The 15,956-nt window shown below is 69.3% G+C and carries 10 protein-coding genes; 5 read left to right on the forward strand and 5 right to left on the reverse strand.

What is annotated here, in order from left to right; genetic code table 11:
* Position 1: 1 nt before the first annotated feature.
* Entirely contained in the window at positions 2-1,525 is a 1,524-nt protein-coding gene (locus tag SPF06_RS00645) for an ABC transporter permease (protein ID WP_323276984.1), read from the reverse strand.
* A 185-nt stretch (positions 1,526-1,710) separates the two neighbouring features.
* Positions 1,711-3,492: an ABC transporter family substrate-binding protein gene (locus SPF06_RS00650; RefSeq protein WP_323276985.1), complete on the reverse strand. Its 1,782-nt coding sequence runs from the start codon at positions 3,490-3,492 to the stop codon at positions 1,711-1,713.
* Positions 3,493-3,906: 414 nt separating this feature from the next.
* Between SPF06_RS00650 and SPF06_RS00655 the strand changes: the two genes are divergently transcribed.
* Entirely contained in the window at positions 3,907-4,572 is a 666-nt protein-coding gene (locus SPF06_RS00655; protein ID WP_323276986.1) for a response regulator transcription factor, read from the forward strand.
* Between the two features lie 7 nt (positions 4,573-4,579).
* Here SPF06_RS00655 and SPF06_RS00660 read toward each other — a convergent pair whose 3' ends face one another.
* A complete protein-coding gene (locus SPF06_RS00660) occupies positions 4,580-6,292 on the reverse strand; it encodes a GAF domain-containing sensor histidine kinase (RefSeq protein ID WP_323276987.1) in 1,713 nt (570 codons plus the stop codon).
* 158 nt (positions 6,293-6,450) lie between these two features.
* Here SPF06_RS00660 and SPF06_RS00665 point away from each other — a divergent pair, with 158 nt between their 5' ends.
* The 3 genes from SPF06_RS00665 to SPF06_RS00675 all read left to right on the forward strand — a co-directional run bounded on the left by SPF06_RS00665 (position 6,451) and on the right by SPF06_RS00675 (position 10,826).
* Positions 6,451-6,861, forward strand: a complete 411-nt coding sequence (locus tag SPF06_RS00665) for a four-helix bundle copper-binding protein (protein WP_323276988.1) — start codon at positions 6,451-6,453, stop codon at positions 6,859-6,861.
* Positions 6,862-6,870: 9 nt separating this feature from the next.
* A complete protein-coding gene (gene ppsA, locus SPF06_RS00670; protein ID WP_323276989.1) occupies positions 6,871-9,279 on the forward strand; it encodes a phosphoenolpyruvate synthase in 2,409 nt (802 codons plus the stop codon).
* 107 nt (positions 9,280-9,386) lie between these two features.
* Positions 9,387-10,826, forward strand: coding sequence for an MBL fold metallo-hydrolase (locus SPF06_RS00675; protein ID WP_323276990.1), 1,440 nt, complete (start codon positions 9,387-9,389; stop codon positions 10,824-10,826).
* Here the strand turns inward: SPF06_RS00675 and SPF06_RS00680 are convergent.
* A complete protein-coding gene (locus SPF06_RS00680; RefSeq protein WP_323276991.1) occupies positions 10,780-13,059 on the reverse strand; it encodes a heavy metal translocating P-type ATPase in 2,280 nt (759 codons plus the stop codon). The two genes, SPF06_RS00675 and SPF06_RS00680, sit on opposite strands and share 47 nt — an antisense overlap.
* Between SPF06_RS00680 and SPF06_RS00685 the strand changes: the two genes are divergently transcribed.
* The gene (locus SPF06_RS00685) at positions 13,046-13,450 is read left to right on the forward strand and encodes a hypothetical protein (protein ID WP_323276992.1); all 405 of its coding nucleotides are present in this window, start codon (positions 13,046-13,048) and stop codon (positions 13,448-13,450) included. The two genes, SPF06_RS00680 and SPF06_RS00685, sit on opposite strands and share 14 nt — an antisense overlap.
* Here the strand turns inward: SPF06_RS00685 and SPF06_RS00690 are convergent.
* The gene (locus SPF06_RS00690; RefSeq protein WP_323276993.1) at positions 13,443-15,953 is read right to left on the reverse strand and encodes an HAD-IC family P-type ATPase; all 2,511 of its coding nucleotides are present in this window, start codon (positions 15,951-15,953) and stop codon (positions 13,443-13,445) included. The genes SPF06_RS00685 and SPF06_RS00690 overlap by 8 nt on opposite strands.
* Positions 15,954-15,956 lie beyond the last annotated feature (3 nt).

Raw genomic sequence — 15,956 nt, forward strand, 5'->3', positions numbered from 1 at the left:
GTCACTTCACCCTTACGCGAGGATCGAGCGCGGAGTACACGAGGTCCGCGATGAGGTTGAACGCGAGGGCCGTGATCGCGACGCACGCGAAGACGCCCATGACGGGGTTCGGATCCACGTGGGAGATGCCGTCGAGGAACATGAAGCCCATGCCGCGCACCGAGAAGACGGTCTCGGTGATGACCGCGCCGCCGATGAGCTGGCCGATGTCGAGCGCGACGACGGTCGAGATCGGGATGAGCGCGTTGCGGAACGCGTGCCGCATGATGACGGAACGCTCGCTCACGCCCTTCGCCCGCGCCGTGCGGATGTAGTCCATGTTCATGACCTCGAGCATCGACGATCGCGTGTAGCGCGTGTAGCTCGCGAGCGAGATGAGGATGAGCGCGATGGTCGGCAGCACGAGGTGCGTGAACCCGTCGATGCCGGAGAGCCAGAAATCGCCTTGGAGATTCGGGGTCGAGGCGCCGATCGTCGCGACGGGGCGCCCACGGATCTTGCTGTTGTCGAAGTAGGCGGGCCACGACTGCATGAAGCGGTCGAGGAGCACCATGGCCGCCACGACGAACGCCGTGATGCCGGCGGCGCGCATGCCCTGGCTGCGGTCGTAGCCTCCCCAGAAGTAGCCTGCGGCGACGCCGACGAGCACGGCGACGACCGCGAGGATGAAGATCATGAGCGGGGTCGCGAGGTCGAGGAGCGGCTGGATCGGGAAATAGAGGGCGACGCCGACCGCGACCGTCGTGAGGGTCGCGTACAGGGCCCGCCGGTTCTGGAGGCCCGCGACGAGCACGGTCGTCCCGAAGGCGATGCCGACGCCGGCAGGGATGATGACGCCGAGGCCGAGGGCCGGGGTGCGGAACCACTGCGAAATGCCCGCGACGAAGAGGACGGTCGTCACGAAGGCAAACACGATCGCACCGACGATGAGGCGCCGGCGGAATGCCCCGCTCGATACCACTGCCGCGATGATCCCGAAGACGAGGCCGATGGCAAGGGCCACAGGCAACGGGATGTCGGGGTGCGCGAGGAAGTTGTTGAAGCCGATCGCGCCGAATTCCTTGAGCAGGACGGCGACCCAGAAGATCGGCAGCGAGAAGAAGAGGAACGCCATGAAGGTCACGCCGTAGTCGAGGGCGCTGTACTGGCGGAGGGCCGTGATGATGCCGAGCGCGATGCCGATGAGGATCGCGAGCACGGCCGCGCCCGTGACGAGGGTCAGGGTCTGGACGAGGGCCTGACCGAGGGCCTGCGTGACAGGCTGGCCGGCGATGTTCTTGCCAAGATCGCAATTGCCCACGAGGCAGCCGGCCGCACCGCCGAGCCACTTGAAGTAGCGGATGGGGGCCGGGGTGGACAGATCCAAGAGCTGGGAGCGCGACTGCATGAGCTGCGCTGCGTTGGGGTTGGTCCTCAGATCCTCGAGCGGATCCCCTGAGAGCGCGGTGAGGTTGTACACCAAGAAGGATGCGCCGAGGAGGATCAGTGCTGCGGTGATGAGGCGCCGGACGACGTATGTCACCATGTTTCGTTGTACCTCGAATGTCAGCTGCCCGGTAGGTGCTGGGCTGCTCGTGAAGGGGCCGTGAACGGAAGTCCGCGGTCGGCGGAAGCCCGACGGCGGGTGGCGGGGATGTGCCGGGGCGCTGCGAAGCGCCGGGACCACTAGCTCGGTCCCGGCGCCCCGCAAGCATCAGAACTCAGAAGGGGCTACTTCGCGGCCCACTCCCAGAAGTTCCACCACACGCCGCTGCTGTTCGGCATGTACTTCACGCCAGTGACCTTGTCGCTGTACGCGTCCACGCCGACCGCCTGGAAGAGCGGGACGCCGTAGGAGGCGGCCCAGATCTTCTGGTCGATCTGCTTCTCGAGGTCGACCTGCTTGGCTGCGTCCGTCGTCTGGACGAGCTGCGTCATGAGCTTGTCGGCCTCCGGGTCGGAGAACTTGTTGAAGTTCGAGCCGTTGCCCGTCTTGAAGATCTGCGGAACGCCCTGGACGCCGACGCCCGGGTTGATCCAGCCGAAGATCGTCGCGTCGTAGCCGCCCTTGCCGAGCGCCTTGCCCCAGTCAGACTTGCCGAGGCCGCCGTCGACGATGTTGAAGCCTGCCTTCGTCGCACTTGCCGCGATGAGGGTGTAGGCGTCAACACGGTTCGGGTTGTCCTTGTTGTACATGATCTTGATCGTCGGGGTCTTGCCAGCCAGAAGCTGCTTCGCCTTGTCGATGTTGACCTGGTCGTACGCGGACGAGCCGTTGTTCTTGACGGAGTCGGCGTAGGCCGCCTGATCCGGCACGAAGAGCTGCGAGTCGAGCGGCTTCGCGTTCGGGTCCATCTGCTTGATGATCTTGTCCACGATGTCCTGGCGGGGAACCGTGAGCATGAACGCCGTGCGGACGTCCTTGTCGGCGAGCGGACCCGAGAAGTTCAGGTCGATGTGGTCGTACGAGAGCTGGTGGCCCTGGTCAACCGTGACGCCGGGGATCGCCTTGAGCTGCTGGATCGTGTCCGAGGAGGCCTGCGGGGCGATGATGTCTGCCTCGCCGTTCTTGAGCGCCTGGATCTGCGCCGGAGCCGAGCCGATGTAGCGGATCGTGATCTGGTCGAGGTTCGGAGTCGGGCCCCACGTGAAGTCCTTGTTCCGCACGAGGGTCATCGACTGGTCGGCCACGATGTCCTTGACGACGTACGGGCCGTTCGAGAGGAACAGGCTCGTGTCGCTCGGGAGGGTCTTCGTGTCGAAGCCCGTGTTGTAGAAGTCGCCGGCCTTCTTGAGCGTCTCGTTCGCCGGCTGCGGGTTGCTCGGGTCGCCCTTCTTGAGGCCCTTCATGAGATCGAAGAGGGCCTTGGCGTCTGCGAGGCCGGCCTTCTTCGCGACGACGTGCGCCGGGACGTCGATCGTGCCGTTGTTGGCGCCGATCGCGGTCTCCCAGTCAGCGTACGGCGTGGTGTACGTCAGGGTGAACGTCTTCCCGTCGGAGGAGACCTCGGGGAAGTTCGTGTTGTTGAGGCCGGTCGGGTCGCCCGCCGTGGAGAAGTAGCTCGTACCCTTCTTGCCGTCGGGGCTCGCATCGTCGAACCATGCGGAGTTCGCAGCCCAGTTGAGGGCGACGTCGTAGGCCGTCACGGGGGTGCCGTCGGACCACTTGACGCCGTCGTTGAGGGTGTACTTGACCGTGAGCGGATTGTCCGAGGTCTTCTCGTACTTGCCGAACTTGTCGTTGTGGACGACCTTCAGCTGATTGTCGATGTAGTAGAAGCCCCAGTGGGTCGCGAGGCTGATCTTCGAGTTGATGTCGGTGTTGCCGTCAGCTGTCTCAGGGTTGAACGTGTTGAACGCGTTGACCTCGACGACAGTGGCAGTGCCGCCCTGCTTGGCAGCGGCGCCACTCGACGATGCCGCCGGAGCTCCGCCCTGGGTAGCGCAGGCGCTGAGCGCAAGTGCAGCAACTGCCGCAAGCCCGATCGCCTTCGAAATACGCCCGAAACGCATTCCGCCTCCTTGTTCCATGAATGTCAGTGCCGGATGAACCCGACCGGACGGCCCTCCCCCAGAGACAGGGACGTGGCGCGCCTCACATGCCACACAGCCTACGCACAGAGTGGCCCGGCTGGCTACGAAAGCTACGTTTCAGATTCAGGTTGTTATCGAGCTGCAACATATCTTTCAGATTTCTCGCATCACCGCGCTGTTGCCGGCTTCCGATTGGGAAAACCCAATCACCTGCATCGCGAAATCAAGCGGCCTACTCGCGAGTAGGCCGTGATGCGCAAATCGCAGTCCTGGACGGCTTCGCCTCGACGCGGCCCGCGCGGCACCCGGCCCAAAGTCCCTATCCGAGGCCCACGGGCGGGGCCAGAATGGAGCGAGGGTTGGCGGTTGGGACCGATCTGAGGGGAGGGAATCGTGAACGAGTCTTTGCAGAACACCGAGGGCGCGCGGCTTCGCGTCTACATCCTGGACGACCACGAACTGGTGCGGCGCGGGCTCAAGGAACTCCTCGAAGGCGAGGGCTTCGAAGTGGTCGGGACGTCGGGCAGCGCGGCCGAGGCCACGCGGCGTATCCCCGCACTCAGGCCTGACCTCGCGGTCCTGGATGTACGGCTTCCCGACGGCACGGGCATCGAAGTCTGCCGCGACGTCCACACGATCGATCCGAGCATTCCGTGCGTCATGCTCTCGAGCTACGACGACGAGCAGTCCCTGCGCGGCGCCGTCCTCGCGGGCGCAAGCGGCTACGTGCTCAAGGAGATCCGCGGAACGGAGCTCCTCACGTCGCTGCGCCGGGCGGCCCGAGGCGAGTCCCTCTTCAACCCCGCGGAGAAGGCGAGGATCCTGAACGGAATCGCGCGCCACCCGGACGCCGATCCGAGGCTCTCGCTGCTGAGCCCGCAGGAGCGCCGCGTGCTCGAGCTCATCGGAGAGGGGATGACCAACCGGGAGATCGGAGCCAAGCTCTTCCTCGCGGAGAAGACAGTCAAGAACTACGTCTCATCGCTCCTTGCGAAGCTCGGCTACGAGCGCCGTACCCAAGCCGCCCTCTTCATCGCCCGGAGCCACCCAGAACGCTAGCGCGCCGTCACCCGCTCGGAAGCGGAACGGCCCAGCGGAAGCGAGTCCCGCCGTCGTCCGCTGGGCCCACCTCGAATTCGCCGCCGAGTTCGGCAGCGCGCTCCTCGACATTCTTGAGCCCGCTGCGGCGGCTGACCTCGCCAAGGCCCTTCCCGTCGTCGACCACGACGAGCTCGAACTCGCCGTCGGCCACGCCCGCCGAAACCCACAGTGTGTCGGCGTCGGCGTGCCGCACCGCGTTCGAGACACCCTCGGAGAGCACCGCGAGCGCCTGATCGGCGACGTCGGCCGGAACTGCGGTGTCGATCGGTCCGCTCAGCTCGACGCGCGGCGCCCTGCGCAAGGAGACCGCCCCGTCTTGGACCGCGCGGACGAGGCGCACGCTCAGGCTGTCGCGGGCCCGCGCCTCGTTGAGCGAATAGATCGTGCTGCGCAGCGAGAAGATCGTGTCGTCGAGTTCCGCCGTGATCTGGTCGACCTTGTCCTCGGCAGAGCCAGGCGGGATGAAGCGCCGGAGCCCCTGGAGGCTCAGGCCGGCCGCGAAGAGCCGCTGGATGACGACATCGTGGAGATCGCGCGCGATGCGGTCCCGGTCCGTGACGACGAGAAGCTCCTCGCGCAGCCGATGGGAGCGTGCGACCTGCAGGGCGAGCGACGCATACCCGCAGAAGACCGGGGCGATCTCGACGTCGACCGCCGGGAAAGCCGCCGCGCCCGCACCGCGGGCGAGCAGCAGCGCCCCCTGGTCCTGCGTCCCGTGGCCGAAGGGCACGAGGAGGGCCTCGCGCAGGAATCGGACGGCCGGGCCGTCTCCGAAGAGCTCCGCGGCCGGAACCACGGCCACCTTGCCTGAGGACGCGACCTGGGCGGCGCGCCCGGCGGCGGACGCGAGCGCCGCCGAGTCAAGCGTGGCCCATCCTTCGCCGGCTCTCGCGCCCCAGGAGAGCTCGCGCCCGGTCCCCCACGGCTTGAGGATCGCGGACATCGCGGAATCCGAAACCCTCAGGGCCTCTGCCGCGACGCCCCCGACGGCCTCGTCGAGGTCCTCGGCGTCCAAGAGCGTTCCGGCGACCTCCATGCTCGACTCGAGCCAGCGCTCGCGCCGCGCCGTGTCGTCGAAGAGGCGCGCGTTCTGGATGGCGACGCCGGCGGCGGCCGCGAGGGCGACGACCAGATCCTCGTCCTCGGCCGTGAAATCGCCGCCGCCCCGCTTCTCAGTCAGGTAGAGGTTCCCGAAGACCTCGTCGCCGACCCTGATCGGGACCCCGAGGAATGAGCTCATGCGGGGATGGTGAGCCGGGAAGCCGTGGGACTCGGGATGGGTTCCGAGGTCATGGAGCCGCAGTGGGTGCGGCTCGCGGATGAGAAGGCCGAGCACGCCATGCCCGGTGGGAAGCGGCCCGATGGCGCGGATGAGCTCATCCGGGATGCCCGCCGTGATGAAGTGGCTCAGGGCGGTGCCGTCGGGGGCCAGGACGCCGAGCGCGCCGTATTCGGCCCTCACGAGATCGCGGGCGGCGTTCACGACGCGGTGCAGCACGACCGCGAGGTCGAGGTCTTCCGCAAGCGGCACGACGGCCGAGACCAGGCCGCGCATCCGCTCCTGGGTGTCGAGCAGCTCATGGGCACGCGAAACGAACTGCCGCAGCAGATCCTCGATCCGGCCTGCGGCGGCCTCCGGGAAGACGGAGCCGCCTCCACCCTCGCCCTGTGCGTCCACGTGCACCTCCACCACAGAGTATGCCCACCGGTCACGCGCAAGCACTAGCTCCGCATCACGCACTGCGCGGGACCAAAGCCTCTTCAACCCCCCGCTCCGGCGGCGAACAATCGAAAGCTGTCAGCATCACGCTTCCGCATGAGCCCGAGGAGCCCGTCATGTCCACGTCTCGCCAGGCACTCGTTGTCCACCCTGCAGCCCCCGACATGGGAGAGACCGAGCGGACCGCCCTCGGAGACTGCATCGACGCCGCGCTCGCCTGCGCGCAGATCTGTACGTCCGGTGCCGACAGCTGTCTCGAGGAACCTGCCGTCGCCGAATTGCGCAGCGTCATCCGCGCCCAGCAGAATTGCGCCTCCGTGTGCGCGGCGGCGGTCCAGATCCTCTCGCGGTTCGGCTCAGACTTCGGGAACACGCCTGGCTCGATCCTGCGCATCCTGTCCGAATGGTGCTCGCTGTGCCGGGAATCCTGCCTCGAGGTCGCCCAGTTCTACCCCCACTGCGGCATTTCGGCCTCCGCCTGCGAGCGCGTGCTCGACGCAGTGGCCGCTCTCACGGCCCTGGTCTGAGGACACGCCATGCCTGCTCCCAGCGAGCTGGTTCTCGCCTTCGACAGCGTCAGCATCGCGGACGTCCCCCTCGTGGGCGGGAAGAACGCCTCCCTCGGCGAACTCATCCGGGGGCTCAGGGACGCGAAGGTCGCCGTTCCGGACGGCTTCGCTGTGACCGCCGCGGCCTACCGCGGATTCCTCGACGCCAACGGCCTCCGCGCCCCGCTCGGCGCGGCGCTGTCGGCCTATCGCGAGGGGCGGGAAAGCCTCGCCGAGACCGGTCGGCGGGCTCGTGGGCTTGTGCTGGCCGGCGCATTTCCCACCCCGACGGCGGACGCCGTCCTCGGCGCGTACCGCGCCCTCGCACGCCGCATCGGCCATGACCTGCCGGCCGTGGCCGTGCGCAGCAGTGCGACGGCGGAAGACCTCCCCGAGGCGAGCTTCGCGGGGCAGCAGGAGACGTTCCTCAATGTCGTCGGAGAACGCGAGCTCCTGGATGCGTGCCGACGCTGCTACGCGTCCCTCTTCACGGACCGCGCGATCGTCTACCGAGAACTCCGGGGCATCGACCACCTCGATGTCGCGCTGTCGGTCGGCATCCAGCAGATGGTCCGGTCGGATGTGGGCGGCTCGGGCGTCATCTTCTCGCTCGACCCGGAATCCGGCTTCCCGCGCGTCGTCGTGATCAGCGCGGCGTGGGGCCTCGGCGAGACGGTGGTCCAGGGAAGTGTCAACCCGGACAAGTACGAGGTCTTCTCCCCACTCCTCAGCGATTCCTCGCTCCGCCCGATCATCGGCAGCGCCATCGGGCAGAAGGAGCGCAAGCTCATCCTCGCGCCCCAGGGCGTGGGGACGCTCCTTGTCGAGACGTCGCCGGCCGAGCGGGAAGCGCGCGTGCTCGATGACGACGAGATCCTCCAGCTTGCGCGGTGGGCCGTCGCCGTGCAGGACCACTACGGCCGTCCCATGGACATGGAGTGGGCGAAGGATGGGACGACGGGCGAGCTCTTCATGGTCCAGGCGCGGCCCGAGACCGTGCATTCGGCGCGCAGCCAGTCCGTGCTGCGCGTCCATCACCTCGACGGCGCGGGGACGGTCCTCGCGCGCGGCGCGGCCGTCGGAGACGGGATCGCCGGCGGCGAGGCGTGCGTCCTCTCGGACGTGCGCGACATCAAGCGCTTCCGCGACGGATCGGTCCTTGTCACGGCCATGACGGACCCGGACTGGGTTCCCGTCATGAAGCGGGCGTCGGCGATCGTCACCGATCACGGCGGGCCTACGAGCCACGCGGCCATCGTGAGCCGCGAGCTCGGGGTGCCGGCCGTTGTCGGGACCGTCCACGGGACCTCCGCGATCGCCGACGCGGCACCGGTCACCGTCTCGTGCGCGGAGGGCGCGGAAGGACTCGTGCTCGACGGTCGCCTGCCGTTCCACACGGAAGAGGTCGACGTCGGCGAGCTCCCCTCGACGAGGACGCACCTCATGGTCAATCTCGCCGACCCGTCCGCAGCCTTCCGGTGGTGGCGCCTGCCTGCGGCCGGCGTGGGCCTCGCGCGCATGGAGTTCATCATCGGAAGCCTCATCCGCGTCCACCCCATGGCCCTCGTCCACCCCGAGCGGGTCGCCGATGTGGCGGACGCGCAGGCGATCCGTGAACTGGCGCGCGGCTACGCCGATCCCGCGGACTACTTCGTGGACTCCCTCGCCCGCGGCATCGCCAAGATCGCGAGCACCTTCCACCCGGCGCCCACGATCGTTCGACTGAGCGATTTCAAGACCAACGAATACGCCCACCTCGTGGGCGGCGCGGCCTTCGAGGAGCACGAGGAGAATCCGATGCTCGGCTTCCGCGGGGCGTCGCGGTACCACGATCCCCGTTACCGTGAAGGCTTCGCCCTCGAATGCCGAGCCCTCCGGAAGGCTCGCGAGGAACTCGGGTTCCGGAACATCGTGGTCATGGTGCCGTTCTGCCGCACGCCGGCCGAAGCGGACGCGGTCCTCGCCATCATGGCGGAGAACGGCCTCGCCCGTGGCGACAACGGCCTTGAGGTGTACGTCATGTGCGAGATCCCCTCGAACGTGATCCTCGCCGAGCAGTTCGCGGCGCGCTTCGACGGCTTCTCGATCGGATCGAACGACCTCACACAGCTCGTCCTCGGCGTCGACCGCGATTCGGAGCAGCTTGCCTTGCTCTTCGACGAGCGCGATGCAGCCGTCACCTCGATGATCGCGGACGCCGTCGCGAGAGCCCACGCGGCCGGGATCCGCATCGGCATCTGCGGCCAGGGGCCGAGCGACCATCCCGACTTTGCCGAATTCCTCGTCGCCCTCGGCATCGACTCGATCTCCCTCAATCCGGACACCTTCGTGCGAACGCTCCCGATCGTCGCGGACGCCGAGGCCAGGGCGTCCCGGGACTTTCGTCCCCTTCCGTAGCGACGGGTCCAAAGGCCCCTGCTCCCCCGCGCTTGAGCGGGCCCTTTGGCCCTGTTCCGGAACCCCGGTCTGCGGCGACACTCGTCGGGAAGGAAGGCAGGTCATCCATGGACGACGACGGCGCTCGCCTGAGGTTCCTCGGCGCAACGGACACGGTCACGGGCTCCCGCTATCTCGTCGAGCACGGGAACCGGCGCATCCTCATCGACTGCGGCCTGTTCCAGGGCTACAAGGTCCTCCGCGAACGCAACCGACGGCCGTTCCCGGTCTCCCCCGACTCGATCGACGCCGTCGTCCTCACCCACGCCCATCTCGACCACACGGGGTACGTCCCCGCGCTCGTGCGGGAAGGCTTCCGCGGGCCCGTCTTCGCGACGCACGGCACCGCCGAGCTGTGCACCCTCCTCCTCCCGGACAGCGGGCACCTTCAGGAGGAAGAGGCCGAGACGGCGCTGAGGCGCCAATCGTCCCGGCACGCGAGTCCCCGCCCCCTCTACACGGCCGAGGACGCCGTGCACTCGCTGGATCAGTTCCGGCCGTGCGACTTCGATCAGCCGGTCGATCTGGGCGCAGGGCTCAGGGCCACGTTCAGGCGTGCGGGCCACATCCTCGGCGCGGCCCAGGTACACCTCGAGGCAGGCGGCCACTCCGCGCATTTCACAGGCGACCTGGGACGCGACGACGATCCGCTCATGTATCCTCCGGCCCCGCTCGAGCGCTGCGACGTCCTCGTGACGGAATCGACCTATGGCGACCGCGCCCATCCGCCCGAGGACGCCGAACGCGAACTCGGCGACGTCGTGAGCCGGGTCGTGCGGCGCGGCGGGGTCGTGCTCATCGCCTCGTTCGCCGTCGGACGCGCAGAGACGCTCATGCTGCATCTCTCCCGCCTGAGCCGCAGACATCGCATCCCGGACGTGCCGATCTATCTCAACAGCCCCATGGCGGTCGACGCGACCGCGATGTACCAGCGGCACCGCGAGGAGCATCGGATCACGGACGCCGAGTTCCGCGAGATGTACCGGCTCCCGACCATGGTCCGGACCGTCGACGACTCGAAGCTGCTCAATCTCCGCGGCGGCCCTATGGTCATCATCTCGGCGAGCGGAATGCTCACGGGAGGCCGCGTGCTGCACCATCTCGAGGCGTATGCGGACGATCCTCGGAACTGCATCGTGCTGAGCGGGTACCAGGCCGGCGGGACGCGCGGGGCCGCCCTCCGGGACGGCGCACGGTCCCTTCGCGTCTACGGGCGCGATGTCGCCGTCCGCGCCGAGGTCGTGAGCCTCGAGAGCCTCTCAGCGCACGCCGACGCGGACGCGATCATCCGCTGGATGGCGCACGCGGAGACGCCGCCGCGCATGACGTATGTGACCCATGGCGAGCTGAATGCCTCCGACGCGCTGCGGCGCCGCATCCGCCACGAGCTCGGCTGGCCCGCGCGCGTCCCCGAGTACCTCGAGACGGTCCGGCTCGACGAGCCGCAGGGACCACACAGGCCTACGGCCGCGCCCGCCATGGAGGACGGACGGCGCGGAGCGCATTGAGGATCGTCGCGAGGTCGACGAGTTCCTGAAGGAGCGCGCCCGCGACGGGAGGCAGTGCGCCCGTGAGCGCAACACCCATGAGCCCCACGCTCAGCGCGATGCCCAACCAGATCGACTGCAGCGCAATGCGGACGGTCCGCTGCGCAATCTCGACGGCCTCCGCTGCACGCGTGAGGTCCTCGACCAGGACGACGGCGTCGGCAGACTCGCTCGCGGCCGTCGAGCCGCGAGCGCCCATCGCGATCCCGACATCGGCTGCGGCGAGGACGGGCGCGTCGTTGACGCCGTCGCCCACCATGAGAACGGGTCGCGGCGACGCGCTGCGCACGATGTCGACCTTGTCGAGCGGCAGGAGCTCGGCTCGCACCTCCGTCATCCCGAGTTCGTCGGCGATGCTGCTCGCCGTCGCCGGGGTGTCCCCCGTGAGCATGATGAGCTGGGACACGCCAGCGCTCCGCAGGCGGTCCAGCGTCGCGGCAGCCTCGGGTCGCGGCGTGTCGCGGAGGACGACGACGCCGCCCGGCTCGCCGTCGACCGCTACGTGCACGGCAAGCTCGCCGGGCCGCAGGGCCGGCTCGGCGAGCGCGGCGCGGATCGCGCGCGAGACGTAGGCGCGCTTGCCCACGAGGACGTCGCGGCCGCCCACGCGGGCCCCCACCCCGTTGGTGGCGACCTCCGTCACGTCCTCGCCCGGGACGACCTCGATCCCCCGTGTGGCCGCGGCCGCGACGACGGACGCCGCGAGCGCGTGGGTCGAGTACTGCTCGGCGGAGGCCGTAAGCCGGAGGAGCTCGTCGGCGTCGATCCCCGGCTCCGGACGGACGCCCACGAGCTCGGGCCGCCCCTGGGTGAGCGTTCCCGTCTTGTCGAACGCCGCAGTCCGGACTCGCGAGAGGACCTCGAGCACGGCCCCGCCCTTGACGATGACGCCGTTCTTCGCCGTGCAGCTCATCCCGCCGAGGAACGCGACGGGGGCGGCGATGAGGAGTGGGCACGGGGTCGCGACGACAAGCACCTCGGCGAAGCGAAGCGGGCTTCCCGAGAGCCACCAGCCGAGGCCCGCGAGAACCAAAGAGAAGACCGTGAACGGAACCGCGTAGCGATCCGCGAGCCGGACGACGGGTGCCTTGCTCTCGGCGGCCTGACGGACGAGCACGACGATCTGCGCGAACTGGCTCTCGTCTGCCGTCGCCGTGGCGCGCAGCCTGATGGCTCCCGTGCCGTTGACCGACCCGCTCAGGAGCGGATCGCCCGCCGACCGTTCAACAGGCAAGCTCTCGCCCGTGAGCGACGACTCGTCGAAGACGCCGGCCGCGGAGATGAGCAGGCCGTCCACGGGCACGACTTCGTTCGGTCGGACCACGAGGACGTCGCCCGGACGCACGGCGCCGAGGTCCACCTCTTGGACGCGCCCGTCCGGCAGCTCGCGGTGCGCGTCGCGTGGCGCGCGGTCGAGGAGTGCCGTGAGCTCCTGCTTCGCGCGGCCCGCGGCATAGTCTTCAAGCGCACCTCCGCCCGTGAGCATGAGCACGACGATGACGGACGCGAGATACTCCCCGACGGCCAGGGTCGCCGCGATCGCGGTCACCGCGAGGATGTCGAGGCCCCAGCGCCCGTGGACCATGTCGCGGACCATGCCGACGAAAGTCCACGCCCCGACAGAACCTGCGAAGGCCACCGACACGATTTCCGCGCCCGCGCTCTGGCCCGAGGCGGAGAGCCCGAGGGAGGCGACGAGGACTGCGACCCCGGCGGCGACCACGGGATATCGCCGGACCACTCGGAGGATCCCCATGAGCGATGATGTCCCGTTCCGGGCCCGCGCGTCCAGCCTTCGAAGCTGCTGTCCGGAGGCCGATTTCGCCGGACCAAAGTCCCATGGCAGGACTACGGCGCAGCCGTAGTGTGAAAGCAGCCCGCACCCGCAGGCGATCCGCTCGAGATCCACGCAAAGAGAGATCATCATGGCCACGCACCGGCGCTCGGCGTTGAGCGGTCTGGCACTGTCCATCCTGCTCGGCTTGACGGGCTGCTTCGGTCCGCCATCGGCTTCGCCCTCGACTTCCGGCTCGGCGCCGGCCACGGCGTCGGGCCCCTCCCCCAGCCCGAGCGCGTCGGCGACGCCGTCCCCGACGCTGGCCTCGCCGTCGTCGTCCGCGCCGCCCAGCCCCAGCGAGTCGGCGACGACCGAGCCGACCCCGACGGGGCTCCCCGAGCAGGTGGCTCCGCTCACGATCTACTACGTCGCGATCGGCGACAACGGCGCGTCCGGTCCCCTGATCGGCTGCGGCGACAGCCTTGTCGCAACACACACCGAGCCCGTCCGCTTTACAGACCAAGTCGGCCCCAGCATCCGGACGCTGCTCGCGAACAAGAGCCGCACGATCGGCATGTCTGGGCTCGTGAACGTCCTCTCCCAGTCGAACCTCGTCTACGAGGGCGGGGAGCTCGACGGGAGCACGATCACGATCAACCTCAGCGGGCAGTTCTCGCTCGGCGGAGTGTGCGATATCCCGCGGGCCAAGGCACAGCTCGAGTTCACCGCCATGACGGCGGCCGGCGCGACGAGCGCGCGCGTCTTCGTCAACGGCCGCCCGATCGACGATGTGCTGAGCCTCAAGTAGCCGGTGCCGACCGCGTGCGGAGCCGATGCACGAGTTCGACGGCGGCGCAGCCCGCGAGCGCGACGCCCGCGGCGAGTGCGCCGAACCAAGCCGGCGGGGCCGCGAACGCGAGGAAGGCGAGTGTCCACGGCATGGTGTAGGCGACTCCCGCCGCGACCGGCATCGCGAGGACGACGGCGATCCGCCACCCCGAGAGCGGCCTCGCCTGGCACACGAGGATCCATAGGCCGACGGCGGTCAGGACGAGCGTGGTCGCGGTGCGGACCTCGTCGATGGCCAGGCCGGCCGAGTCTCCGACGAGGGCGAGCCCAAGCAGGCACGCGGCGACGATCGCGCCGTTCGGCAGCGCGAACCCCACGGCGCGCCGAAGGAAGCCCGGCCGATAGCGCCGCGCGTCCGGCACGAGCGCGAGGAAGAACGCGGGGATCCCAATCGTGAGGCCGTCGGTCACTGAGAGCTGCCGCGGAAGGAATGGCGTCTGCACGGCGAGGATGCCGAGCATGATCGAGATCGTCATCGAATACGCCGTCTTCGCGAGGAACAGGACGGCCACGCGTTCGATGTTGGCGATGACCTGCCGTCCTTGGGCGACGACGCTGGGAACGTGCGCGAAGGAGTCGTCGAGCAGGACGATCCGGGCCACGGCCTTCGTCGCCGCCGAGCCGGAGCCCATCGCGATGCCGAGATCGGCGTCTTTGACGGCAAGCGCGTCGTTGACGCCGTCGCCGGTCATGGCAACCGTGTGCCCGGCGTCGCGGAGCGCGTGGACGATCCGACGCTTCTGCTCGGGGGTGACCCGGCCGAGCACGCGATGGGCGAGGACAGCGCGGGAGAACTCTCCTGGCTCCTCCGGGAGTTCGCGCGCGTCCATGCCGACGCCGGCGTCGAGCCCCACTGCCCGGGCCACCGAGGCCACGGTCCGGGGATGATCGCCGGAGAGGATCCACACGTCCACCCCCTGGCCGCGGAAATAGGACATCGTCTGTGCCGCGTCGGCCCGCAGGCTTTCGCGGAAGGCCAGGACGACGACGGCGCGGAGGCCCGCCGGAGGCCGTTCGGCGGCCTCCTCCTCCGGGGTGAGCGGCGCGCTCGCGTGGGCGAGCAGGAGGGTTCTGAGGCCCGATCCCGCGAGCTCGTCGGCGAGTTCGACGGCGTCGCGCGCGGCCGGGCCGCTCCCGTCGCCCGCCGCCGTCGCCGCCGTCGTCGTCGTCGTGGGGAGGAAGCCAGGCAGCCCGGCGACCATCTCGGGCGCCCCGAGCACCCACGTCCCCGCAGCGGGCCCGTCGAGGGTCGCGGCGCTCCACTTCCGTGCGGACGAGAAGTCGATCGCGAGCGCCGCGTCCACGCCGGCCGGCGGCGGGAAGCGTTGCGCGAGGCAGCGGACCGTGGGATTGGCGCCCGGTTCCGCCGCGAACCATCCGAGGGCCGCGGCCCACGCCTCGTCCGGGACCGGCCGCGCGAGGGCCGGATAGACGCCGTCGAGCTCGAGGTCCCGGCCGGTGAGCGTCCCGGTCTTGTCGATGCACAGGGCGTCGACGCGCGCGAGTCCCTCGACCGCGGGGAGCTCCTGCACGAGGACCTGCTCGCGCGCCAGCCTGACGGCGCCTACCGCGAACGCGACACTCGTCATGAGGACGAGGCCCAGTGGGATCATCGCAATGATGGCCGCGGCAGTATCGACCGCGGCGGTCCGCCACCGGCCCTCGGCGAGCGCAGCCGGCCAGCCGCCCTGAACCTCCATCTGGGCGTTGAGCACGAGCGCGCCCAAGGGAAGCACGGCCCAGGCGATCCATGAGAGGAGGCGATCAAGGGATTCTCGCAGCTCGGACCGGACGAGCGAGAACCGCCGCGACTCGACGGCGAGCCTGCTCGCGGTCGCGGCCTCCCCCACCGCCGTGACGCGGGCGACGGCGGAACCTCCCACGAGCGTCGAACCGGACAGGAGGCGCTCCCCTGGGCCTCGGACCACGGGCTCTGACTCTCCCGTGAGGAGGGACTCGTCGACGGTGGCCTCGCGCGCCGCGAGGATCTCCGCGTCCGCCGTGACCTGATCGCCGGCGCGGAGCGTCAGGAGATCGTCCAGCACGACCTCCTCGGCAGGCAGCTCGGCCTCGCGGCCATCGCGGAGGACTCGAGCCATGGGAGCATTGACGATCCTGAGCCGGTCAAGGGTGCGCTTGGCGCGATACTCCTGCGACACCCCGATGACCCCGTTGGCCAGGGCCGTGAGCCCGAACAGTGCATCCTGCCAGCGGCCGAGCACCAGGAAGATGGAGAAGGCAGCCAGGACGACGCCGTTGAAGAAGGTCAGGGCATTGGAGCGGACGATCGCCCAGAGCGTGCGGCTCGTCCCTGTCGGCTGGCTGTTTGCGAGCCCTTGCGCCGACCTTTCGGCGGCCTCTTGGGAGGTGAGGCCCCGAAGTGCGTCGGCAGGCGCGGCATGCGTGACAGCACGAAGCGACCGCGGTGCTTGTGCGCCGCGGTCACTCTGGGATGCCGGCACGCG

Origin of the sequence: Sinomonas terricola, assembly GCF_034931225.1 — a bacterium.
Taxonomy (GTDB): Bacteria; Actinomycetota; Actinomycetes; order Actinomycetales; family Micrococcaceae; genus Sinomonas; species Sinomonas terricola.

Coding starts and splice junctions, on each gene's coding strand:
- ppsA (WP_323276989.1), top strand. CDS start 6,871: ATGCCTGCTCCCAGCGAGCTGGTTCTCGCCTTCGACAGCGTCAGCATC.
- SPF06_RS00650 (WP_323276985.1), bottom strand. CDS start 3,492: ATGCGTTTCGGGCGTATTTCGAAGGCGATCGGGCTTGCGGCAGTTGCT.
- SPF06_RS00665 (WP_323276988.1), top strand. CDS start 6,451: ATGTCCACGTCTCGCCAGGCACTCGTTGTCCACCCTGCAGCCCCCGAC.
- SPF06_RS00645 (WP_323276984.1), bottom strand. CDS start 1,525: ATGGTGACATACGTCGTCCGGCGCCTCATCACCGCAGCACTGATCCTC.
- SPF06_RS00675 (WP_323276990.1), top strand. CDS start 9,387: ATGGACGACGACGGCGCTCGCCTGAGGTTCCTCGGCGCAACGGACACG.